The organism is Nostoc sp. DedQUE09, assembly GCF_034530915.1.
Classification (GTDB): Bacteria; Cyanobacteriota; Cyanobacteriia; order Cyanobacteriales; family Nostocaceae; genus Nostoc.
In genome coordinates this window covers 43,728-68,056 of record NZ_JAVRCE010000011.1, presented here as the reverse complement: position 1 = coordinate 68,056, position 24,329 = coordinate 43,728, and the positions used below count along the sequence as shown (strand labels likewise).

At 42.8% G+C, this 24,329-nt stretch carries 21 protein-coding genes and 1 pseudogene; 17 read left to right on the top strand and 5 right to left on the bottom strand.

Features of this window, described 5'->3' with window-relative positions; genetic code table 11:
- Positions 1-247: 247 nt before the first annotated feature.
- From RMY27_RS09545 to RMY27_RS09525, 5 genes are all read left to right on the top strand, one after another.
- Positions 248-511 (top strand): hypothetical protein, encoded by a 264-nt coding sequence (locus tag RMY27_RS09545; protein ID WP_322660401.1) that lies wholly within the window; start codon positions 248-250, stop codon positions 509-511.
- Positions 504-848, top strand: coding sequence for a hypothetical protein (locus tag RMY27_RS09540; protein ID WP_322662573.1), 345 nt, complete (start codon positions 504-506; stop codon positions 846-848). Before RMY27_RS09545 ends, RMY27_RS09540 begins: the two co-directional genes overlap by 8 nt.
- Positions 849-939: 91 nt before the next feature.
- Entirely contained in the window at positions 940-1,149 is a 210-nt protein-coding gene (locus RMY27_RS09535; protein WP_322662571.1) for a hypothetical protein, read from the top strand.
- 89 nt (positions 1,150-1,238) lie between these two features.
- Positions 1,239-1,619 (top strand): hypothetical protein, encoded by a 381-nt coding sequence (locus tag RMY27_RS09530; protein ID WP_322662570.1) that lies wholly within the window; start codon positions 1,239-1,241, stop codon positions 1,617-1,619.
- 355 nt (positions 1,620-1,974) lie between these two features.
- The gene (locus RMY27_RS09525) at positions 1,975-2,229 is read left to right on the top strand and encodes a hypothetical protein (RefSeq protein ID WP_322662568.1); all 255 of its coding nucleotides are present in this window, start codon (positions 1,975-1,977) and stop codon (positions 2,227-2,229) included.
- A gap of 547 nt (positions 2,230-2,776) precedes the next feature.
- Here RMY27_RS09525 and RMY27_RS09520 read toward each other — a convergent pair.
- Entirely contained in the window at positions 2,777-3,268 is a 492-nt protein-coding gene (locus RMY27_RS09520; RefSeq protein ID WP_322662565.1) for a hypothetical protein, read from the bottom strand.
- Positions 3,265-4,488 carry a site-specific integrase gene (locus tag RMY27_RS09515; protein ID WP_322662563.1) on the bottom strand — a complete coding sequence of 408 codons (1,224 nt, stop codon included), beginning with the start codon at positions 4,486-4,488 and terminating at the stop codon, positions 3,265-3,267. Before RMY27_RS09515 ends, RMY27_RS09520 begins: the two co-directional genes overlap by 4 nt.
- Before the next feature lie 508 nt (positions 4,489-4,996).
- On the opposite strand from RMY27_RS09515, the gene RMY27_RS09510 reads away from it, so the two are divergent.
- Positions 4,997-5,665: a 2OG-Fe dioxygenase family protein gene (locus RMY27_RS09510; protein ID WP_322662561.1), complete on the top strand. Its 669-nt coding sequence runs from the start codon at positions 4,997-4,999 to the stop codon at positions 5,663-5,665.
- A gap of 98 nt (positions 5,666-5,763) precedes the next feature.
- Here the strand turns inward: RMY27_RS09510 and RMY27_RS09505 are convergent.
- Positions 5,764-5,885 (bottom strand): annotated as a pseudogene (locus tag RMY27_RS09505) (DUF711 domain-containing protein); the annotation flags it as partial.
- A 244-nt stretch (positions 5,886-6,129) separates the two neighbouring features.
- Between RMY27_RS09505 and RMY27_RS09500 the strand changes: the two are divergent.
- Positions 6,130-7,398 carry a tetratricopeptide repeat protein gene (locus tag RMY27_RS09500; RefSeq protein ID WP_322662558.1) on the top strand — a complete coding sequence of 423 codons (1,269 nt, stop codon included), beginning with the start codon at positions 6,130-6,132 and terminating at the stop codon, positions 7,396-7,398.
- 254 nt (positions 7,399-7,652) lie between these two features.
- Here RMY27_RS09500 and RMY27_RS09495 read toward each other — a convergent pair whose 3' ends face one another.
- Entirely contained in the window at positions 7,653-8,489 is an 837-nt protein-coding gene (locus RMY27_RS09495; protein WP_322662556.1) for a DUF4114 domain-containing protein, read from the bottom strand.
- Positions 8,490-9,218: 729 nt separating this feature from the next.
- On the opposite strand from RMY27_RS09495, the gene argS reads away from it, so the two are divergent.
- The 3 genes from argS (at position 9,219) to RMY27_RS09480 (ending at position 12,163) form a co-directional block, all read left to right on the top strand.
- Positions 9,219-10,973, top strand: a complete 1,755-nt coding sequence (gene argS / locus RMY27_RS09490; RefSeq protein ID WP_322662554.1) for an arginine--tRNA ligase — start codon at positions 9,219-9,221, stop codon at positions 10,971-10,973.
- 105 nt (positions 10,974-11,078) lie between these two features.
- Entirely contained in the window at positions 11,079-11,642 is a 564-nt protein-coding gene (locus tag RMY27_RS09485) for a Uma2 family endonuclease (RefSeq protein ID WP_322662552.1), read from the top strand.
- Positions 11,643-11,650: 8 nt separating this feature from the next.
- A complete protein-coding gene (locus RMY27_RS09480) occupies positions 11,651-12,163 on the top strand; it encodes a cobalamin biosynthesis protein (protein ID WP_322662550.1) in 513 nt (170 codons plus the stop codon).
- Here the strand turns inward: RMY27_RS09480 and RMY27_RS09475 are convergent.
- Positions 12,160-12,513 carry a phage holin family protein gene (locus RMY27_RS09475; RefSeq protein WP_322662548.1) on the bottom strand — a complete coding sequence of 118 codons (354 nt, stop codon included), beginning with the start codon at positions 12,511-12,513 and terminating at the stop codon, positions 12,160-12,162. The two genes, RMY27_RS09480 and RMY27_RS09475, sit on opposite strands and share 4 nt — an antisense overlap.
- Positions 12,514-12,984: 471 nt before the next feature.
- Here RMY27_RS09475 and RMY27_RS09470 point away from each other — a divergent pair, with 471 nt between their 5' ends.
- The 7 genes from RMY27_RS09470 (at position 12,985) to cheB (ending at position 24,307) form a co-directional block, all read left to right on the top strand.
- Complete coding sequence (locus tag RMY27_RS09470; protein ID WP_322662546.1) at positions 12,985-14,544, top strand: CheR family methyltransferase; 1,560 nt, start codon at positions 12,985-12,987, stop codon at positions 14,542-14,544.
- The gene (locus RMY27_RS09465) at positions 14,534-15,595 is read left to right on the top strand and encodes a chemotaxis protein CheW (RefSeq protein WP_322662544.1); all 1,062 of its coding nucleotides are present in this window, start codon (positions 14,534-14,536) and stop codon (positions 15,593-15,595) included. The genes RMY27_RS09470 and RMY27_RS09465 overlap by 11 nt, the downstream gene beginning before the upstream one ends.
- Before the next feature lie 196 nt (positions 15,596-15,791).
- Positions 15,792-17,249 carry a methyl-accepting chemotaxis protein gene (locus tag RMY27_RS09460; protein WP_322662542.1) on the top strand — a complete coding sequence of 486 codons (1,458 nt, stop codon included), beginning with the start codon at positions 15,792-15,794 and terminating at the stop codon, positions 17,247-17,249.
- Positions 17,250-17,546: 297 nt separating this feature from the next.
- The gene (locus RMY27_RS09455) at positions 17,547-18,953 is read left to right on the top strand and encodes a methyl-accepting chemotaxis protein (RefSeq protein WP_322662540.1); all 1,407 of its coding nucleotides are present in this window, start codon (positions 17,547-17,549) and stop codon (positions 18,951-18,953) included.
- A gap of 21 nt (positions 18,954-18,974) precedes the next feature.
- Entirely contained in the window at positions 18,975-20,555 is a 1,581-nt protein-coding gene (locus RMY27_RS09450) for a methyl-accepting chemotaxis protein (protein ID WP_322662538.1), read from the top strand.
- 160 nt (positions 20,556-20,715) lie between these two features.
- Complete coding sequence (locus tag RMY27_RS09445) at positions 20,716-23,118, top strand: hybrid sensor histidine kinase/response regulator (protein ID WP_322662536.1); 2,403 nt, start codon at positions 20,716-20,718, stop codon at positions 23,116-23,118.
- Positions 23,119-23,176: 58 nt separating this feature from the next.
- Positions 23,177-24,307, top strand: coding sequence for a chemotaxis-specific protein-glutamate methyltransferase CheB (gene cheB, locus RMY27_RS09440; protein ID WP_322662534.1), 1,131 nt, complete (start codon positions 23,177-23,179; stop codon positions 24,305-24,307).
- The last annotated feature ends 22 nt before the right edge of the window (positions 24,308-24,329 follow it).

Genomic DNA, 24,329 nt, shown 5'->3' with positions numbered 1-24,329 from the left:
CTTGAGAGTGCAAGAAAAACAGAGAAATAGTACAAACAAAACCAATAACTCTTATAATCCAGTCACAGCATACGTTGTGGCTTGTCTTTTATTTATAACAGATAAATAGTTGACGTTTTTTATTTGTCTGTTATAAATGATATATATCAAGCACAGCAAGGGATTTAGAGATTCATCACTTCCATAGCGCTGTTACTGTTGGGTATAAACCACTGTCACTTGAAACTACTGTCACCGAGAGAAAGTTATGAACTCACCAGGGTACAAATTTAAAACTATTCAGTCTCAAGCACTCCAATTGAGTATTGAGTCCACAAGGCTTGTCGCTCTCGTTATGGGCTTAACGGATGAAGAGGTAACACCTCAAACAATAATTGAAAACTTTACCGAACTTGATGAGCGCTATAAAGCACTGAAAAATCGGATTGAAGCAGTACAAACAAGCATTGATAACGGACACGACCCAGACCGACATTTATTCGCATACGAGAAGGAAGAAAACAATGCCTAGAGGTGTTCCGAAAACAGGCACAAGAAAGCCAGGTTCAGGTAGAAAGAAGAAGTATGCAGGAGAGGTAATGCAAAAATACGTCCCAATCTCTATTGCTGACAAATTAGATGACATCTACCTACTTTTAATTGACTTAGAGAAAGAGGTTGATATATGGGAAAGAACTTGTGAAGAGAAGATTACATCACCACGCTATGAGCAAGCCCGTAAGCTTGTTTCGGTGCTTAGATTCCTTCTGAACAGGCTAGGAATTGATACCACTAATATTTACGCAGACAACCAAGAAAATATTCAAGATAATGAATCGCGAGACAAAACCGCATTAAATATCAAATAAGCTTCCTGTCTCTAAAAAAAATTTAGCTTTTGCGACCCTGGCAAGTCCCTAAACTACCAATAACAAAACACGTCAATACAAGGAACAGAAAATGTCTGATAACGAAGTAATTACCCTGAGTCACGATGCAAAAATCGAAATTTATAACTTATGCCTTGAGAAAATTGAGCGTATAAGATCCAAAAGAGCTTTTTTGGAAGCAAGAATAGAATCACTACAGAAACGAGTAGCTAGCCTGACAGATGATGAGTGCAAGACACAACTTCTGTCGGAAGCCGTGATGTTTACTGTGAATGATTGATTTTTTTTTAGTCCATTAACTCAATTTCCCCTTTAATAGTTACCAGCTATCAAAGGGGAACAAAACAAAAATGTCTAATAATCAATACCATGATAGCATTATCATCCATCAACACTAGCAACTCTCCGAACTCTAGCAGCACGAGTGGATTACCTGCGGCTTGCGACTACGCATCAATGTATTGCAACAATACTGCACATGATTTGACATCAAATAAGGAACCCAGTGTAGAAATTGTTAACAGTAAAAATCTCACACTGAAAAACAAAGCACTTCTAGCATTTCGAGATAAGTGTTACCCTTCTCACGTATTAGATGAAATTGCTTCGCACCACAAGCCAAAAGACATCAGAGATTACATAACTCTACACGTTCACCCTTTTAACAATGCTTGTCACCGTGACCTAAGTGTTCGTGGTGGAAGTAAAGATTTTTGGCAAGCGGTAATTAAGTGGTGTGCCAATAGATGAACCTCTTTCGTTGACCACACAGATGTGACTTAGTGGCATCGAAAATAACAAGACTCTCTCAATAGCTGCAAACTAACGAGAGAGTCCTATGCACTAAAAACCAGTGCTAATAATATTCATTCTGACAACAACAATAATACTAACAATGAAAAACAATATCGTACAGTTCTACAGACCTATTACCTTCATTTTTTGCTTAGGTTCATTAAACTGCTGGATTAGAGAAATATGTGACGAATACAGCTTGCTGTCTTTAACTTGGGATGGACAAAAGCTTGTATGTTGCAAAATAGACCCTATGTGGGCTGAAGACTATGCACAGTCATTAATAAGCGCAGTATTGAGACAAGTTCCTATGAGTTTACCAGACGAGGAACCCTTAGATATAGAGTACGCTAATGACCCTTGCAAATTGGGTGTTACCTTCGGTAGCATCGAAGGTGTTACCCGCGATAACACCCATTTTGCGACATACCCAAGACCACATATCCAAGATGACAATGACCACGTGATAGAGCTTGAGTTAAGAGCGAAAGAGTGGGCGCTACGTTATCCACACGTAACAGTGGAACAGTGGAAAGCAATCTTTCTTGGCAACTTACCCGATTGAGGGTCAAGTGTTAATCGGATTGTCGTGAGTTAGCCACTCGCTAGAAGAAAATGTTTTTCCAATACCTTAAGGTTCTAGAATAACTTTTTCTGTTGGAGGCTGTATGGCTCGATGTTTTTGGGGTTTTTAACTCTCGATTGAAAGGTGACTTCTAAGCTTATCGTTTCCTGACTTTTGATCTAGCGCGAGTAAATAGCCGTCTACAAGCGTCATAAACGACCATGAATGTCCCTAAGCATCATAAACTACCGTTAACTTGGCGCAAGTGCCTTAAAGGCGATTTTGGCGCTAGGTGTTAAAGTTTGCTCACTTACGCAAGGTTTGGATTGTTGTTTTTTCTGCCAGCAGAGAGCGGATATTCGGTTAATGCTAGATGCGGGTATACCCTACAAAAAAAGATGACACCATAGGATGTCATCTCGGATAGTATCGCGGGTGTCATCTAAGATGGCATCCGCTTTTTATGGGCATGCCCTGCTACTTCACAATCGTTGGAAGGCTTATTCTTTCGATGTCAAGCTTGAGGTAATGCTCTCGGATTATTTATTCAATCAATGGTTTGTTGAATTGTTTTTACTGGTGCTTTAGCTTTGTCGTCTTTTATTTGGTAGTCGCTCGGAAGGTGTTTGTAATGTTTCAATAATTTCACTAGTTGCTCAGGAGTTATCCCGCGTTCATTTTTCCTTATAAAGTATTCAATATCCCTGATATGAACTCCGACGATAATTCGATCATTCATTCTGGTTTCATAGTCAAAGATTAATTCGCTACTGCTGTAACCACCAATGTGAGATGAGTGCCCATTGACGTACATAATAGCTAAGGATGAGAGTATCTTGTCACGAGTGACCACCTTTAGTCGCTTATACTCCACAACAATATACCCTTCCGATGTCTCATGATGTGCCACCTCTTTATATCGACAATTCATTTCAATGACTTGATGATCGTGAGAGTGTTTAATAACGAATTTATTAGATGACTTTGTTTTGCAAAGTTCTTTGTATGTCAACATTGTTGTATTGCTGTTAGATGTCATTCCTTACCTTGCATCAATCGATTGATTAACTCCTGTTGTTCAGCCAACTTTTGCTCAAGTAAATCAATCTTTGATTGTTGTTGAGGTTCATGTGGATTAATTTTTTCAGCAAAAATAGCTACATCTTGGTAGTATTTATTTGACACCTCTATTTGATGACCACACCATTTACTGACAATTTTTTCATCAATACCTAAATCAAAAACAGCATGAGTAATAAACGTATGCCGTGTGTTGTAGGGGGATAGGTACTTGGTAAGCTTGCCTTGCTCTATTAGTATTGAGATAATGCCCTTGCTTGCCCTTTTAGAAGCAGTCCCCTTGCTTCCCTTCCAAAAATAGTAAAAAGAACTGTCATCGATCATTTTCCCGTGCATAGACTTAAAAACTACTTCATTGGGATCTCCGGGAGGAATTAATTTCAAAAAATTCCATAACTCTCTATCTTTAGGCATCGGGAACTTCCTTACCTCCTCTCCTTTGTAAGTTCTATCATTCTTCAGTGGATAGAATTTCTTGGTTGCGCTATCGTATGTTCTACGAATTAAAATTCTTTCCTTATCCCATTCAACATCACACCACATTAGTGCTATTACTTCACCAGTCCTACAGCCAGTGAGGAATTTGAATTTAAGAGGGTTAAACCAGTGTGGCTTTTTTTTAGCGTACTCAAGTATTGTTTGCGCTTCATTCCATGTATAGGCTTTTGCTTTATTAAGCACATCGTCATCGTTTTCTACATCAATCTCATCTTGAGTCTTACCTCTAGCGCCCTTTGTGGTTATTTCCTCTGCCATCCCTTCAAATGGGTTATGGGTCAATAGTCTATTTTTCATTCCTAACCGATAGGACTTAGAAATATTAGATAGCACTCTTGAGACAGTTTCTAAATTTCTATTTTCTACTAACCAGTTCCTAATCTTGATAGCATCCTCTGATTTTGTAGCCTCAATGGCTGACTCAAGGAAATTTTTGTATTGACCTTGGAATTTAATTGTGTAATTGCTTTCCCTTAATCCTTGCTTTCTGTACTCACAGTACATATCCCAAACTTCCATTAAGGACAGTTCTGGTTTTGGTGGTAGCTGGTCATCCGAAGTTGCTGCGTTGCCTTTAAGTTTCAAGTCAGCAATGATGCCGTACTTAGCTAGAGTCTCATCAAAACATCCATCCTGCAAGTCAAGCGTCATTCTCTCAGCTAACCTTTGCGCTCTAGCCATATTCGCCTCGTTAGCGTCCATCCCTAGCGCTATTCGTGGCTGTTCCCCCCCGAAATATTGCCTCGGTAGCCTAGCCTTGATTCTGCCTTTCTCTACGTAGATTGATACTTTACCCTTGGAAGTTTTCCCGGTTGGCGTTTTGTTGCTGTTTACCATAATGCTCAATAAATGCTCAAAATTGATTATTCAGTTTTTGTTAACCGAACATATAAGCATTGTAATCTATTACCAAGATACAAAGGTGGGTAACGGTAAAGCCAATCTATCATTATGAAACCTTGTTGCTGTTTGTAAATATACGTTGATTCTTTGCCCACCGAACCCATATCTGCAAATCTTTTCAGCAGCTACTCTGCCCTGTGACAGAATTTGAGCAACTTCATATATCATGAATTGTCAATTTTTGTAGTCAAATTGACAACATAGTAATAAAAAGTAGCATATACTAAATATTACAAGCCTCCCATAAGAATCTGGGAGAATTTCAACGTGCAAGGAGGTAAATCCTATGCAAAAAGTGTGGACAGCGACGGAATTAGAATATGCTTTTCTATTTACTCTTAGAAAGGTAAATTCCATCAGTTTAGAAGGTTTCAAGGCATTTTTTAATAATATGCCTCTTGACCCTTATATCAAAAACAATTATCGTTCTAGAAGATTATCTCGGTTCACAGTCTCTGGAAATGAGTTAATCAAATTACCTCATGGCGTCTTCTTTCAAAGTAAAGAGTATAATCGATTAGCGGGTGACATCAAAAGAGAGTTTGCAGAATTAGATGATGCACTCATAGAACTTGATATTTTCAAAAATCTTGTTTTAGCATTTAGTGATTCTTGTAAACTTCATCCTGAAGCTGAAATCGGAGTTCATCAAATTAGAATTAGTTGTTCTCCAGATAATTTTGGTAATCCAGCACCTGAAGGTATCCATCAAGATGGCACTGATTTTATTGGCATATTCTCAGTAGATAGAGAGAATATTCAGGGTGGAGAAACACATTTGTATACTGCCAAAAAAGAAAAGCCTGTATTTAGCAAAATTCTCAATCCGGGAGAACTCCTATTGGTTAATGACCATGAGTTTTTCCACTATGCTAATCCTATAAAACCACAAACTGAGGCTCAAGGAAATTGGGATGTTTTTGTTCTGACTTCTCCCAGCTTGCTTTCAGAATAATTTTAGTCCGAGAATTCAGCACTCAGAAAGCAGAATCAATTCAGTATTATTAGTATATTGATTCCACAATTATTCTGCTGTTTCTTAAACTCTGAATTCTAGTTAACCGTAAATATTTTACAATCTGCGAGATATGGGGAATTGAATGTAGTCATTTCCCCAATTTTTTATTATGAATTGGACATAATCTAGCTGATAATGGTTTATTAAAGTTGATGGCTCATATTTAATACATAGCCATAAACTGCTGAATCATTACACAAATTTTATTCGTGATATTTTCACTAAACTGAACTCCTAAATCTGGATGTGTACAATATTCCATTTATCAAAACTTAGGGTGTGTGTTGGTTTTATTTCACAAAAACTATGAAATATACTTAAAATATGGAGGTGAGTGCATAGGTTAGGCTACAAAACAAGCCTGCTGGAATTCAATTAACTGAATCAACCAAACAAATGCCATGAATGACGAATTCTACAATAAAGGATTGGAAAAGGCTAGGCGAAAAGATTACACGGGAGCAATTGAGGAATTTAACCATGCTTTACAACTGACACCTTACTTTAGCGAAGCTTATTTGCAACGGGGTTTAGCACATTATGACTCAGGAGCAATTCTGAAAGCTGTTTCAGATTATACTGAAGCCCTGAAGCTGAATCCTGAGAGTGTAGAGGCATATTATTGTCGAGGATTGGCTAGGGTAGCGCTGAAAAATTTATCGGGGGCGCTAGATGATGTTGAACGCGCAATTCGTCTCAATCTCAATTATGCTGCTGCTTATAACCTACGGGGAATGGTGCGGCGCAAACAGGGTTTTATTCAAGATGCGATCGCTAACTTTAAAAAAGCTGCTGGGTTATATCTAGAACAACACGACAAAGAGAATTGTCGTCTGTCTTTGGAACGAATTAAACAGCTACAACCTAAAGAATTACCTGTCCTTGAGGAATCGCGTTCCATCAATGCACCTATTTTATCTACCAATGATTATTTCACGCAATTATTAGAAAAGGCTGAAAAGGGAGATACTCAAGAAGCACTCGCCGATTTAAACTGGGTATTAAAAGCCGATCCGCAAGATGCCCAAGCTTACTGCTGTCGTGGGGTTGTACGTTGTAAAATCGGGAATTATCGAGAAGCGATCGCAGATTTTAATCAAGCATTACGACTAAATTTTCAAGATGCTATTGTCTATCGCAACCGAGGTAAAGCACGTTCTGTCTTGGGAGATCATCAAGGTGCGATCGCGGATCTTAACCAAGCAGTTCAGATGCAACCCGAAGATGTCTTAGTTTATATTGCCAGAGGTAATGTCTATCGGACAATGGGTAATTATCTCAGTGCAATTCAAGATTACACCCAAGCGTTGCAAATTAATTCTGATGAGGCCCAAGCTTACTACAATCGTGGCATTGCCTATACTTGCTTAGAAGAAATACAAAATGCTGTCGAAGATTATCAACGGGCGGGGAGTATCTTTTGCGAACAAGAAGACTGGGAAAATTATCAACAAGTCTTAAATAGCCTAGAAAAAATCCAGAAATTTAGTCCAGAGTCAAAAAAGCAAAAATATCACCTGCTACGTCAGCGACTTTTACGAATGGTTGGGGGATACTGGGAAATTGCCGAACGATTGATTCAGCAAAACAAAGATTACCATCCTGGGATGTCAGACGAGTGGTATTTGCAAAAAGTGATTGATGATTTAGAACGCGATCGCAATAGATAAAATATAAATGCCACTACAAACCTAAAATCACCCGTACATTAGACCTCTTGCAAAAATATATTTTTGCACTCTTAGAGAAAAGGGAAAAGGTTAAAGGGAAGGGATTTTGAGTTTTTTACCCTTTTCCCCTTCCCCTTTACCCCGACTTTTGCAAGAAGTCTATTATTTATACGGGTGAAAATGCGATCGATCGCCTGTTATTTTCCAATGGAACTAAATGCACCTTATATTAAGCACCAGCACCGTCTCAAAGTTTAGTTAGAAGTGCGACTTTGACGGCGGCGGCGCAATCCAAACATACCAACTGCTCCCACTGCAAACATTGATAGAGTAACAGATGGTTCAGGAACGGTAGCACCAATTAACGCTTTAACATTTGCCTCGCCGATATCAAGAACGACAACAACATCATTGAAATCGCGATCGGAACCTTCGTTTCTCTTACCAGTTGCAGAATCTACCCCTGAAGCGTGTAAACCACCGTATAAATCCTCGAATGCTAGGAGGATGTAGTTGTTGTAAGCATAAGCAACTGTGTGCTGTAGCCCGTCAGCGTTAGAAGCAGTATCAGTACCAAAGATATTGGCAGAGGTACCACGGTTCAAACCATCAGCTCTTAACCAGAAGTCAAGTTGAGTACCTGCGGTAACATTGCCAACTTTGACCCCATCACCTAGTTTTAATGCGTTACCACCCCAGTTACCACTAACACATCCATTTCCTTGACAGGAAATATCATTAAAAAGCAGCCCAGACTTATTAGTAGTTCCTGTAGCTTCAAAGGCTAACTGATTTCTATAACCTGCACCCTCATTGATAAAATAAACAGAAACATTGTGGTCGTATTTTAGGTTTAATTTATTAGGGTCTAATTTAAATTGTCCGCTGTTTGGAAGGGCAACACTTTCTGCTTGGACAAATTGTTGAAAAGGAGCGTCATTAAAACCAGTTTGAGACTTATTATATACAGTTGGTTGAGTCCATGAACTATTCCAATTAAAACCAGCAGCAGATGCAGCTTCTACTTGGGAAACTAATCCGGTTAAGGTAGCTGTAGCGGCAATCAAGGCAGTGAATAAATTAGATTTCATATTATGAGCCATTAAGTAGGAAAAACAATTGTGATAATGCTTTTTGAGCAGCTATCTGTCTTCAGTTGTTTCTTACTTCTAACAGCCACAGTTCTGCAACGTCAATCTGTTTATTTACTTTTGCTAGTATATTTAAATAGCTCTTTATCTAAAGTATTTTTACTGAAAAAAGACATTTTTGATTTGGTATTAGACTGTTATTAACACTTAGTAATTAAACTTATGCATAATTAAAACTTAATGAATAATATATATATTTTATGAAAATCAGATATACAATCTTTATAGTGAAAAGCTAAAAGCTTAATCTATAAGAATTTTCATTTAAACGAGGTAGATAAATAATAGTGCGGCGTCATCCGTATCAACTAAGTCAAGGCTTAGTTAATACGCTGCTATAGAAATAGAGTTGATCTCCGTACTTACGTTGGGAAACGTAGTAATCTATCAAATCCATGAAACCTGGGGAAATAAGTTTAGTCTTTGTTTTAAGCGCTAAAGCGTTTACTACGTACTACGCTTTCGTTGGCTTGATTAACTAGCAGTAGTCTGTCAAAATCGACTTCGGTATCGTCAGAATCTAAAAGTTATGCCGAGGATGGGAGACAATTTAAGGGGGTTGTACCTTAAAATGACAGTCTTTGCTTAGGCTTGATGAATATCTTTTAAGGTTAAAATAATCAAGCTTTTCCAGAGCTACATTCCCCCTTTCACAGATAAAATCTATATATGAACGCTACACAAGAAAAACTAAAAGCTCAGGTAGAGCAGGCTTTAATCGCTGCTTTTGGTGCTGACTTCGCTGGAGTAGATCCAATTTTGGTTCCTGCTAGTAATCCTAAATTTGGCGATTATCAGGCGAATGTGGCTTTATCCCTGAGTAAAAAGAAAGGATTGCAACCAAGAGTGATCGCAGGTGCGATCGTTGAGAAACTAGATGTATCCGAAATCTGTGAACCACCGGAAATTGCTGGGCCAGGATTTATCAATCTGAAACTGAAAACAGCATACTTAGAAGCACAACTAAACGCGATTCAAGCCGATCCCAGACTGGGAGTTCCAGCCGCAAAAACCCCGAAGCGGGAAATTGTGGATTTTTCCAGTCCCAATATTGCTAAAGAAATGCACGTCGGACACTTGCGTTCGACGATTATTGGTGATTCCATCGCCCGGATTTTAGAATTTCAAGGACACGATGTACTGCGGTTAAATCATGTCGGTGATTGGGGTACGCAGTTTGGAATGTTAATCGCCTATCTGCGGGAAGTTTACCCAGACGCGCTTACCACCGCTAATGCTTTAGATATTGGTGATTTAGTCTCTTTTTATCGCAAAGCCAAACTTCGCTTTGATGCCGATGAAGCTTTTCAAGAAACAGCACGCCAAGAAGTCGTCAGACTACAAGCAGGTGCAGAAGATACACTCCATGCTTGGAAACTCTTGTGCGAACAGTCGCGGCTGGAGTTTCAAGTAATTTATGAGTTGCTGGATATCAAGTTAACTGAACGCGGAGAATCTTTCTATAACCCTTTACTATCTGGGGTTGTAGAAGATTTGGATAAATCTGGGTTACTGGTTGAAAATCAAGGGGCAAAATGTGTTTTCTTGGAAGGGTTTACAAATAGAGAAGGTGAACCTTTGCCCTTAATTGTGCAGAAATCAGATGGCGGTTATAACTACGCCACAACAGATTTAGCATCTCTGCGCTACCGAATTCAGCAGGATGAAGCAAAGCGGATAATTTATGTAACAGATGCTGGACAAGGAAACCACTTTGCCCAATTTTTCCAAGTAGCACGCAAAGCCGGATGGATTCCTGACGATGTGGAATTAGTCCATGTTCCCTTTGGGCTGGTGTTAGGAGAAGATGGTAAGAAATTTAAAACTCGTTCTGGTGATACTGTACGGTTGCGGGATTTATTAGATGAAGCTGTTTCTCGTGCCCATGCTGACCTAAAAACTAGATTACAAAAAGAAGAACGTCAAGAAACTGAAGAATTTATTAATGAAGTTGCTAGGGTAGTTGGAATCAGCGCAGTTAAGTATGCAGACTTAAGCCAAAATCGCACCAGTAATTACATCTTCAGCTACGACAAAATGCTGGATCTTAAAGGTAATACTGCGCCCTATATGCTATATGTTTATGCACGGATTCATGGGATTAGTCGTAAGGGTGATATTAATTTTAAAGAGTTGGGAAATAATGCCATTTTGTTGCAGCATGAAACAGAATTAACACTAGCAAAATATTTACTTCAACTGGATGAAGTTATTAGTAGTGTAGAGCAAGATTTGCTGCCCAATCGTTTATGTGAGTATTTGTTTGAACTGAGTCAGAAGTTTAACCAATTCTATGATCGCTGTCCTATACTCCAAGTGGAGGAACCGCAGCGCACATCTCGCTTGATTCTGTGTGATTTGACTGCTAGAACTCTGAAGTTGGGATTATCTTTATTGGGAATTCAGGTATTGGAAAGGATGTAATATTTTTTTTAACGCAAAGGTACGCAGAGTAAGAGTTAAGCTGATTTTTTCTTTGTGTACTTTGCCGTTTTTTAATTAGAATTGCTGGACTGGAGGCGATCACTTATGGTACGGACACCATCAAAAAATATAACTTTGGCAGAGTTTCTAATCTTACCAGAAACCAAGCTTGCTAGTGAATACCTCGATGGCCAAATTATTCAAAAACCAATGGCACAGGGAGAAGATAGCACTATTCAAGGTGAACTGATTATTTTGATTAATGCTATCTTAAAACCCCAAAAAGTTGCACGAGCATATCCAGAACTGCGGTGTACTTTTGGCGGCAGATCAATTGTCCCGGATGTAGCGGTATTTACCTGGGAGAGAATACCTCGCAAAGAAAATGGCAGGGTAGCAAATTTATTTTCAGCCGCTCCTGATTGGACTATTGAGATTCTATCGCCTGACCAAAGACAAACGAAAGTTACAAAAAATATTTTACATTGCTTGAATTATGAAACACAAATGGGTTGGCTGATCGATCCAGAAGAACAAACGGTATTTGTGTACATCCGCAATCAACAGCCAGTCATGTTGGATGAACTAGAAAGTTTACTTCCAGTGCCAGATTTTGCAAGTGAGTTGAGGCTGACGGTAGGAAATTTATTTGGTTGGCTGTTGGAGTAAACCCAATCATGTCAAACTCTGACGGACTGAGTAAGGAAATACACCAATTACAACAGGTTTTATGGGTAGGAATCGGTTGTAAACGGGGAACATCATGGCAGTTGATTGATCTGGCAATTGAGCAAGTATTTCGAGAAAATCAACTTTTTCCAAGTGCGATCGCAGGGATTGCTACCATTGACACTAAAGCCTCGGAAGTTGGTTTAATAGAACTTTGCAACCGACGCAATTTGCCCCTAAAAACCTTTTCTGCCCAAATCCTTCGCTCTGTCTGTGTTCCCAACCCTGCCACAATTACCGACGATAAAGTAGGTACACCTAGCGTAGCAGAGGCAGCTGCTATTCTTGCAGCTACTCAAACCCCATTGTTGAGTGCTTACGCTTTTACCAGCACAGAAGCATTGCGGGTGAAGTTCTTAGTTTCTAAACAAATTTTCCAAATACAAGGGCAACTAGGAGCGGTAACGCTAGCTGTTGCCCAAGCTTCAAATATTAGTATTACAATTTCCCAATTTTTCTAGTCAACAACTCTCAAAAAATAGTTAATTATGCTAGATACAATAGCTAGCACAATTGAACCTAACAAAGCAGGTAAAAAGCCCCGAATCTCAAAACCAGAACCAGGAGTTAAGGCACTTGCTAACCAAAGGGTTAAAGCATTGATCACAAATGTAAATAAACCAAAGGTGAGTAAGGTAATAGGAAATGTCAAAAGACGCAAAATTGGTCTGATAAAGGCATTAACTAGCCCGATAACTAGTGCGGCAACAAGGGCTACAACAAAATTATTGACAACGAAACCATCAACGATTTTAGAAGTAATTAATAACGCTACCGCAGTACCAAGCCAAGTTAATAAAAAGTGTTGCATAAGTTGTTTTTAGAGGAATTAGCAGTAAGTTTAATTAATTTTACTATTGCAAGTTGTGATTTTTAACACTACTAAGTGTCGTTGTATTTGCTTCTAAAGTTGCCATCATCTTTTATCAGCCCAAAAGCAATGTAATTTTTCAGCACTGGCATAGAGAGATACTTCTAATTGGTGTATCTCGATCGTATTGCAGGATTGCCAGTATCTATAATTGACTGACAAGTTTTTTTGGCAATGTGGGGATTAAACCTCACACCACTCGAAGTGTCGTGATTCCTGCTTCAATCAGATTGGCACTCATAATTTTTTATTCCCTCAATACTAGCTATTTTACCTGTTTTAGGGAATGAAGCAGCCCTGCTTTTAGAGTCGATATACAAAAAACCCTGTTTCTAAGCTGATGTCATCAAATAGATGTAACGGTAGTTGAAATGGGAAACCTAAGCCTATCCGCCCAAAAATCATGTAGCGATGAATCAGATAGGCAGCGATCGCCCCATTTTATTTGAATCCAATTCTCAACACAGTGATGACTTTAGTTTGTCACAAATGGTTGCTCTGATTGCTGATACATTCGGTATTCACATCAAGCCACACTATCAAGATACATTAAAGAAAAATCTTTTAACTCGCATCCGGGCACTGGGATTATCCTCACTCAATGAATACTATCAGTTCTTGGTGGCAAGAAATCAATTAGTTCCTGGTGCGACAGAGTGGCGAGAACTAATCTCTTTACTCACTGTCACTGAAACTTATTTTTTTCGAGATCAGGGGCAGATGTCGCTGCTCAAAAATCAGCTGCTGCCAGAGTTAATCGAGCGCAAACGGGAGCTTAGTTTAACTCAGCGCAACCCTGCTAATGGAGAATTTTATCGGCCGACATTACGGCTTTGGAGTGCCGGGTGTTCCACTGGTGAAGAAGCTTACTCACTTGCCATTCTGGTGAAGGAACTGATCCCTGACAATGAGACATGGGACATTCTGATTTTAGGCACAGATATTAATCAACCCGCGATCGCCCTGGCTCAACAAGGAATTTACAGCGATTGGTCTTTTCGGACAACCACTCCAGAGATCAAAAATCGCTACTTTCGATCCCACAAAAAAGGTTGGAAAATCGATCCTGCTATTCAAGCAATGGTTACGTTTCAACCTGGAAACCTGATGCAGGATAACTTTCCTGCTTATGCATCCAGGATTCACGATTTCGATTTGATTATTTGCCGCAATGTGTTTATTTATTTTGACTTCAACGCGATCGCACAAATTATAGACAAATTTTACTGCTCTCTGACACCGGGAGGTTTTCTGCTCACAGGCCACACCGAATTACACGGGCAAAAAACTGAACCGTTTAAAGTCAAAAATTTTCCGCAATCTGCGGTTTATCAAAGGCATACCTTGCTCAACGAGCATAGCAAAGTCTTGAATAGCATAACACCTGCTGCCATTGAGAGCAGGGAAACCAAAATTTCTTCCCCCTCTCTCTCAACCTTGGGGATGGGGTTCGACGTGAGCGCAAACACTCAAACTCTTTTAGATGCAGCCAAAAAATCGCTAATTCAAGAAGCTTATGCCGATGTCATTCAAATAGCGCAACAACTGATTGCTCTTGCCCCCCAAGACTTTCAGGCATATTGTTTGATGGCAGAAGCTTACGCGAATTTTGGCGATTACTCCCAGGCGAATCAGGCGTGTCAGCAGGCACTCCAGATCAGCCCATTGGCGATCGAACCCTATCATTTATTGGCTCAAATCGCTGAAGAGCAAGGAGATCGCGACAGCGCCAAATTATTTTTAAAACGTATTATTTATCTCGCTCCTAATTCTGTTACTGCTCACCTGGAATTGGGTTCTATATACGAACGAGAGGGAAATGAAAAACAGGCTCAAAAAACCTGGCGATCGCTTCTAGAAATTTTGCAAAATCTACCCCAACAAGCGATCGATTCCCATAACCAGCAAACCACTGCTGAATTAAAAGCACACGTTCTTAAGCACTTAAATTCAACTAGTTATGAGCCATGAATCTTATTTAATGTTTAACCTCAATCACTCACGCTATGGCATTCCGGCTACAGCCGTGCAAGAACTCTTCTTTCTGCCAGAAGTGACTGCGATCGCACAAACTCCCAGCACAATTTTAGGCGTGATTAACCTGCGAGGAAAGTTTCTCCCCGTGATGGATTTATATCACCGTTTAGAACAAGCACGTCCCCCTTTTCAATTGACTGACAGCATGATTGTCCTGGAGTGGCAAACTCAACGAATCGGAATCATCGTCAATCAAGTGGATAGCGTGCAAGTGATCGCACCCGATCGGATTGCTGCTAATGTTTGTGGTCAATCAAAAGAGAGTTTGCCGGATAGATTGCTGACTGGCATTGCCAACGTTGAGGAGGGCATCGTTACATTGCTCAATCCCGAATTGTTGGTGCAACACGCCTTTATAGAGACTGTTTTCAATCTAAATTCTGATTTTAACAACGGCTCAGTCAATGACGCACTAAAACACCCCTCTGATTCAGCCCTAAATCAAGGCTTATACGATCATTTTGATTCGCAGGAGCGACAGATTTTGCAAGAGCGAACTGAAGCTCTCCGATGTTCGATTGATGACGAAGATTCGGCGTCGCTCTTGCCTCTGGCTGTTGTGGGGTTGGGGGGTGAGTACTTCGGGTTTGGCTTGGAAACGGTGCATGAGTTTACCGAGATTCACAAGATTACCCCGATTCCCTGCTGTCCGCCGCACATTGTTGGCAACATCAACTTGCGGGGCGAAATTGTCACCTTAATTAACATCAATAATGTGGTTGATCTGCCCATGAATGGGGTGCGATTGCATCAGCAAGCTGTTGTTGTGCGTCTGGATCAACGAGTGGCGGGCATTGCTGTGGATGACATTTTTGATGTGACGTATGTTCATCCCTCCCAAATAACCACGGCTCCAATTGCCCTGAATTCTGCCAAAGACGACTATCTCCAGGGTGTCGCACCTTATCGCGATCGCATGATGAGCATCATCAATTTATCTAAATTGCTCACTTCAGAGGTGTTAGTTGTCAATGAAGAAGTCTAACGCTTATAAATCTAGGGTTAGGTTTCGTTTCACAGATCATCAATGAGATTCGCAGCAAATTCGCAGAGATAATGTAGCCCAGAAACTACAAAATGTTGTGCAATTTTCCGTTGATTCAAAAGTGCGATCGCAAAGATTACAAATGATAGAAATATTGGGAAATTTTTGAACTCATTCATTCACAAGAGATAACAAGATGCAAAGTAAGCGAAATTGGAAACTGAGATACTGGATTATGGGTAGCTATGCAGTTCCCATTCTGGCGTTGGTAATTTCTGCGGGGCTGATATTCATTAATATCAACCTAGTGAGTCAGCGAGCGCAGAATTTAGTTTCTTCCTATAACGTTAATTCAGCGATTAATGCCCTTGCCACGAATGTACAGAGCGGTTCTAAGTCAGTTCGGGGCTATTTGTTAGAAAAAAATCAGACATCCTTTGACGAATACCAAAAATCTCAAAGAAGCTTCAATGAGCTTTTGTCAAAGCTAATGTCGCTTGCCAGAACAGAGCAAGAGCAACAGTCATTAACCAGGCTAGAGGGGCTGCTAAATAATTTAATGGTTGTCGAGGATGATTTGATTGGCAAAGTGAATCAAAGCAAGGTTCAGGAAGCTATTGAAACCTGGAGTAACGAAAATGCCCGCAGTATGGTTGATCGCCTGACAAGTGCAATCAATGAAATTCAGCGCCGAGAAGACCAGAATGTGATTGTGGCTGCCAAGCAACAACAAGTAGCGCTTGATAAACTCAAGCTCACAATTGTGTCCACCACTGGACTTTCCTTGCTGTTGTCGGTTTTGACTGGCATCTGGATAATTAGCCGCACTGCTCAACGGATAAATGAATCAGCCAGTGCCATCGCCACCTCGACGACTGAAATTGCCGCCACAATCGAGCAACAAGAGCGTACTGCCAATCAACAGGCAGTCTCGGTTAGCGAAACCACCACTACAATGGACGAACTCAGCGCCTCTGCCCAACAATCTGCCCAGCAAGCATCCACTGCCTCAACCAGCGCTCAACAGGTCTTAAATTTAGCAGATCAAGGCAATCAATCACTGAACCGCACCTTGGAAGGAATGGCAGCCTTGAGCCACAGAGTCAGTGCTGTAGCAGACCAAATGCTGCGCCTGAACGAACAAACTAAGCAAATTGGCAGTATTTCCGGGTTGGTGAGTGACTTAGCAAATCAAACCAATATGCTAGCGCTAAATGCGGCAGTAGAGGCAGTCCGCGCGGGGGAACAGGGGAAGGGCTTTGCAATCGTCGCCGCTGAAATTCGCAAACTGGCAGACCAGAGCAAGAAATCGGCTGAAAAAATTAATGTGCTGGTCAATGATATTCAATCCGCCATCAACTCAACCGTTGTGATGACAGATGAAAGTACAAAAACTGCTCAACAGGGGGCGGCAATAACTAAGCAGACGGTGGAGGTCTTTACCAGTGTTACCGAGTCCGTCAACCGGATGGTATTGAATATTCAGCAAATCTCGTTAAACGCTAGCCAGCAATCCACTGCGGTTCAGCAAATTTTACAGGCAATGAATGCACTTAATAGCTCTGCTAGAGAAACAGCGATCGGCATCAGTCAGACTCGCATTAGCACTCACCAACTCAATGATGCAGCCTACAAATTACAGAGTGTTGTGTAGGGGCAGGGGGCAGAGGGCAGGGGGAAATGACCCCTTCCTCGTTAATTATTTGCAGGTCGATGTAACAAGGGTGCAGGTCGATGCAACAAAGGTGCAGGTTGATGCAACAAAGGTGCGAGTCGATGCAACAAAGGTGCGAGTCGATGCAACAAAGGTGCGAGTCGATGCAACAAAGGTGCAGATCAAGAAACTTGTGTGTACACCTTAGCTTTATGGGGTCAATCTAAAATCCAAAATTGTGTGATGGCAATATCTAGAAATCCTTGAACTCATTCACTCACAAAAGATAACAACAAGATGGAAAGCAAGCGAAACTGGAGACTAAGATACTGGATTATTGGCGGGTATGCCGTTCCCGTGCTGGCATTGTTAATTTCTGCCGGTGTGATGATTATGAATATCAACACTGTGAACAAACGATCGGAAGACTTAGTTGCTTCTTACGAGGTAAATTCAGTCGTTAGTGACCTTAATGTTAATGTGCAAAGTGGTGCTAAGTCAATCCGAGGCTATTTGTTGGCAAAAAATCAACAGTCGCTTGAGGACTACCGCCAGTCTCAAAAGGACTCCAAGGAATTTCTCGCAAAAATGATGACACTTGCCCGATCAGAAAAGGAACGACAGTCTTTAACCAAACTGGAGGGACTGCTGAATAACCTAACTGCTTTGCAGTATGACCTGATTGCAAAGGTAGATGAGGGCAAAGTTAGAGAAGCCGTTGAAACCTGGATCAAGGGAAATGCCCACTCTCTAGTTGAGGATGTTGTAGACCTGATCGAACAAATACAGCTTCGAGAAGACCAGATTGTTGCAAACGCCGCGAAACAGCAGCAAGAGGCGCTTAATGCTCTCAAGCTCACGGTGATGTTAGCAAGTGGAGTCTCCCTAGTACTATCTGTTTTGATTGGCATCTGGGTCATTAGCCGCACTGCCCGTCAGATGAACGCTTCTGCCAGCGCGATCGCTGCTTCTACAATCGAAATTACCACAACAATTGAGCAGCAAGAACGCACCACCATGCAACAAGCCAGCTCTGTCAACCAAACCACTACCACAATGGATGAATTGGCGGCTTCATCGCGCCAGTCTGCCGAACAAGCAGAAGCCTCAGCCGCAGGCGCGCGGCAGGTGTTGTTGCTGGTAGACGGTCGCACTCAAGAGGGTCAGTTCAGCAAATCGAGTCTACGCGAGAAAGTAGGCGACATTGCCGCCCAAATTCTCCATTTGAGCGAACAAACCAATCAAATCGGCACGATCTCCACCCTGGTTAGCGACTTGGCAAGTCAAACTAATATGCTGGCGCTCAACGCGGCAGTAGAAGCGGTGCGAGCCGGGGAAAATGGCAAAGGCTTTGCGGTTGTTGCTACCGAAATTCGCAAACTCGCAGACCAGAGTAAGCGATCGGCTGAAAAAATTAATGTACTGGTTTTAGACATTCAAAAATCAACCAATTCCACCGTCATGGTGACTGGTGAAGGCACGAAAACTGTAGAAAAGATTGTAGATGCCATCAAAACGATCGCAATAAATGGTCAACAAATTTCCCTTACTTCCAATCAACAAGCGATCGCAGTGCAACAGGTGGTAGAAGCCATGAACTCACTCAACATTGCCGCCAGAGAAACCGTCTCTGGCATTAGTCAAATTAAAGTCGGCACCCAAAGACTGAATGATGCCGCCCAAGAACTAAAAGCCGTTGTCTAAAAATATATTGGAGTTACAGCTATGTTAAAAAATATGTCTCTGCATGGACGATTGATGGGTTCATTTTTGCTGATGGGCGGTATCGTCATGGTCGTAGGGTTTTTCGGCTGGCGGGGTACTCATCAATTAAGTAGCCATATCGACACCCTCAGTAATAACAGCCTCCCCAGCATCGACGGATTGTGGAGAGTTAATGAAGGGCAGACTCAGATCCAGTCGGCAGAACGAGCGATTACCAACCCCGAACTACCCTCCGCAACCAAACAGTCTGAGTTAAATCGAATGCAGGCAGCCTGGAAGCAGATTGACGCAGGTCTTGAGGAATATGAAACTACGCCCCGCACGCGCGACGAGGATAAACTCTATCAGACGTTTAAGCAACAGTGGCAGGCGTGGAAGCAAGATCATGCTGCCTATCTTCAGGCTTACCAGGATTTTGCCCGGTTAGGTGTTGTAAACCCCACTGCCAGACAGCTGGAATTGACCAGCCAGAAGCGAGAAAATTCTCCAGAAATGAAGGTAGCGATCGCTGCTGCCGATCGACTGACAAAACTCAAACAAAACGCTGTTATCGAAAATGATGTTTCCTTTGCGGCGGCAACTGACTCATTGTTGCAACTGATCAAAATTAATCAGGATACTGCTGAAGATGCAAATAAAGCTGCCAGTGACGATACCCGCTTGACCACAGGTTGGGTGCTTACTGGTATTATTGCTGGGCCTCTGGGGGCAATCTTACTAGGATTTTTTCTGAGCAACAAAATTGCTAAACCGTTGACAGGCAAAATTGCTCAAATTGTTCAAACAATGGCTGCCTCTACCAATGAAATCGCCGCTACGGTTGAGCAGCAAGAACGGACTGCGACTCGGCAGGCAACTTCTGTCAATCAAACCACTATCACCATCGATGAATTGGGAGCCTCATCGCAGCAGTCAGCCGAACAGGCAGAATCGGCGGTAGCAGGCGCACGGCAGGCGTTGATCCTTGCAGGTAACGGTGCTGATGCTGTAAAACGCACCCTCAAGGGCATGGAAACCCTACAGCAGAAAGTCGCAGCCATTGCGGAGCATATCACACGCTTAAATGAACAAACCAAGCAGATTGACAGTATCTCCGGTCTGGTGGGCGAGTTGGCAAATCAGACTAATATGCTGGCGTTAAATGCGGCTGTAGAAGCAGTCCGGGCAGGGGAGCATGGTAAAGGCTTTGCCGTTGTCGCTGCGGAAATTCGCAAATTAGCAGACCAGAGCAAAAAATCAACCGAAAAGATCAGCACCTTGGTAGGGGACATTCAATCTGCCATTAACATCACTGTCGTTGTCACCCATGAAGGCACTAAAACTGTGGAAGAAGGGACGCGAATTGCCCAGGAAACGTCAGAATCCTTTGCTGGTGTAGAAGGTGCAGTGAATAACATCGTCATCAATAGTCAACAGATTTCACTCAATATCAACCAGCAAGCGATCGCCATTCAGCAAATTGTCTCTGCCATGAATGACCTAAATATTGCTGCGCGTGAAACTGCCAGTGGCATTAGCCAGATCCGCTCTGGTACTCAACAACTAAACGAGTCAGCGCAAGCACTCAAGGCAACCATTTAGTCGCTCAACCCTTACTATGGTTTGGTTAAAGGGGAAAGGGAAAAGGGGAAAGTTTTTGAATACATCCTTTACCCGCAACCCCATTCCCCAGACCAAACTCGATTGTGAAAAATGCTTATCCGAAGCGTATTGGCTCAACCTCTAACTACTTAAAACTATTATGATCGATGATGAAGAACTGAGAGACGTTTTCAAAGTAGCCAGCGAAGAACACCTGCAAAACCTGGATGATGGATTGCTGCATCTGGAAAACCATCCCGACGATCTGGCTGTCCTGGAAGCCTTGATGCGAGAGGCGCATTCTCTCAAAGGCGATGCCAATATGCTAGGAATCAAAGATATAGGCACTCTGGCACATCAAATTGAGCATGTTTTGACTCAACTCAAGCAACAAGAAAACCCTGCATCCTCGTTGGGCAATGGCACAACAGACACGCCCTATGAACGCCTTGCTCATGCGATCGCCGCTATCCGCAAACTCGTTCATGAAGCCGTCACCGGAGAACCTGCCAGGGTTGATACCTTTTCTGTTCTGGCAGAATTGATGGGAGCAAGGGGAGCAGGGGTAGATGAGGGGGATGAGGGGGACAAGGGGACAAGGGGACAAGGAGATACGGAGAATGAAAAGATCCTCTCTGCATTCTCCACACTCCACACTCCACACTCCACACTCTACACTCCACACTCTACACTCCATACTCCACACTCCACACTCAGCACTCTACACTCTACACTCCACACTCCACACTCAGCACTCAGCACTCCACACTCAGCACTCAGCACTCAGCACTCAGCACTCAGCACTCAGCACTCTTCTAGCTACCGCATCGAAACCATCCGCGTTGGTACTCGCCACCTGGATACGTTGATGACGCAAGCAGGAGAGTTAACTGTAACCAAAATTCGGATTGCTCATCGGCTGGGAGAAATTGAGGCGATCGCTAATTTGTGGGAAGAATGGAATCGAGATTTATTCACTAATCGGTTTGCGTTCAGCCGAGAGCAACAAGGCGATGTCGCCCTCCAACGTCTAGAAACTTTTCATCATCACTCGGAAAAACGATTAGAGCAATTGGGCCATTTGGTGAAAACCTTGCAGAGTTCCCTTTCGGAAGACACAACCCGACTGGAACAACTAAGTAGTGATCTAGAAGAAGGTATTCGTACCCTGCGATTGCTGCCCTTTGCAACGATTTTCAACCTCTTCCCACGGATGGTGCGCGATCTGGCGCAGCAGCAGGGAAAATTGGTGGAGTTAATCCTGGAAGGCAAAGACACCCTTGCCGACAAACGCCTGTTGGAAGAAATGAAAGATCCGCTAATGCACATCCTGCGAAATGCGATCGATCACGGGATTGAGTCACCACAAGAACGGGAACGGCTAGGAAAACCAACAACGGCAACGATTCGGCTCAAAGCTTATCAAACCCCCACTAACATTGTGCTGGAAATCAGTGATGATGGCCGGGGGCTTGACCTGGATAAAATCAAACAAATAGCGGTGAAACGGGGCATTTGCGGGGAGGAAGAATCAGCAGCAATGACTCCCAGCCAGATCCAGGCGTTGATCTTCGCACCAGGATTTTCAACAGCCCCCCTAGTGACAGAAGTATCAGGACGGGGTGTGGGGTTGGATGTGGTGCAAACCAATGTCGAGAAATTGAAAGGTACGATTCAGGTAGAATCGTTTCCCAGACTGGGATGTACGCTGCGCGTCAATCTCGGTATCACCTTGGCAACCGCCCATGTCTTGATTGTGCAAGTGAACCAAATGCCCTATGCCATCCCAGTGGAGTTTGTACAAACCGCTTGCTTAATCAAGTCAGAAGAGATTTTTCCCTTGGAGGGACGGGACACAATAATTCGGGATAGTCAACCCATTTCGATTGTGCAGTTGGCCGATCTATTAGAACTGCCCCCGATGCCATCTGGGTTAACTCAAGAAACAGCACTTTCCTGTATTATTCTTCAGGTTGGGCAAGCACAACTAGGTGTAGTGGTGGATGCCTTAGTGGATGAGCAAGATGTACTGATTAAACCCCAAAGTCATTTACTTAAACGAGTCCGCAATGTTTCCGGGGCAACAATTTTAGGCACTGGAGATGTGTGTATGGTGCTGAATCCCCAGGATTTGGTAAAGTCAGCCCGATCGCGATCGCAATCCCTCTCTTCTACCCACACTCGTCAAGTTGCGCCTACAAAACCAACCGTCTTATTAGTTGAAGATTCTATTGCCACACGCACGCAAGAAAAGCGGATTTTAGAAACCGCAGGCTATCAAGTAATTACTGCTGTGGATGGTTTGGATGGATTGAACAAGCTGCGATCGCACGCTGTTGATGCCGTTGTTAGCGATGTGCAAATGCCAAATCTCGATGGCTTGGGGTTAACTGCCAAAATCCGCCAATATCAAGAATATAGCGAACTTCCAATTATCCTGGTTACTTCGCTTGCCAGCGATGAAGATAAACGCCGGGGTGCGGAAGCCGGAGCCAATGCCTACATTATCAAAGGCAGCTTTAATCAAGAAGCCTTGCTGTCAACCCTCAAACGGTTAGTGTAGAGGTTTTCGGATGAATGAAGAATAATTTTCTCTTAAAATCTCAACTTACTGTCAATTGATGAAAAACCCTGCCCCGATTCGTGTCTTTCTGGTGGAGGATTCCCTCGTCGCCTTAACCATCCTCAAGCGGATTCTGGCGAGTTCCCTGGAAGTGGATGTGGTGGGAACTGCTTCCAATGGTGTGGAAGCATTAGAGCGAATTCCAGCCGCACAGCCCCAGGTAATCTGCACCGATCTACACATGCCCAAAATGGATGGACTGGAACTCACCCGCCGGATTATGGCAGACTATCCCCGTCCCATTCTGGTGATCAGCACCTCCGTCAACACTCAAGAAGATTCCCGCAATGTTTTTAAACTGCTGCAAGCGGGTGCTTTGGATGTTTTTCCCAAACCTAACATTGACTCACTTTCCGACTATGAACAAGTCAAGCACGAATTAATCAACCGGATCAAAGTTCTGGCAGGGGTTACAGTCTTTACTCGCCACACTTCCCGTGCGACGGTAGAACCCAGAATGCATCCTGTTAGCCCCAAAAGTAAGCCAGAACCATTCAACTCAAAACCTGTCAGTAACTCGCAATTCCCCATTCGTAATTCCCCGTCGCTGCCCAAAGTCGTGGCGATCGGAGCCTCCACAGGCGGCCCCCAGGCATTGTACGCGATCCTAAAACAACTGCCTGCAAACTTTCCCGTACCTATTCTGTGCGTCCAACATATCAGCGAAGGATTTCTGCAAGGACTGGTAGATTGGCTAGCAGCAGAATGTTTCCTGCGGGTGACGATCGCCCAACCGGGAGAATTTCCCAAACCGGGTACTGTCTACTTTGCTCCCGAACGACAACACCTGCAACTCGACAGTCAAGGGCGATTAACCGCCATCAGCACCCCTCCTGTTTCCGGGCATCGTCCCTCCGTTACAGCTTTGTTTCAAGCCGTTGCCACCTGCTACCCGCGATCGGCGGTTGGTATTTTGCTGACTGGCATGGGACGGGATGGTGCAGATGGATTACAAGCGATCGCCCAAGCCGGAGGCACTACCATTGCCCAGGATGAACAAACCTGCGTTGTCTTCGGGATGCCCAAAGAAGCGATCGCTCTGGGAGCCGCCCAACATATTTTGGCGATCGGCGAAATTGCTCCCATGCTACTGAATCGAATCTGCTACATCAACTCTAAACATTCTTAGACATCTTTTGTCCATTTGATAT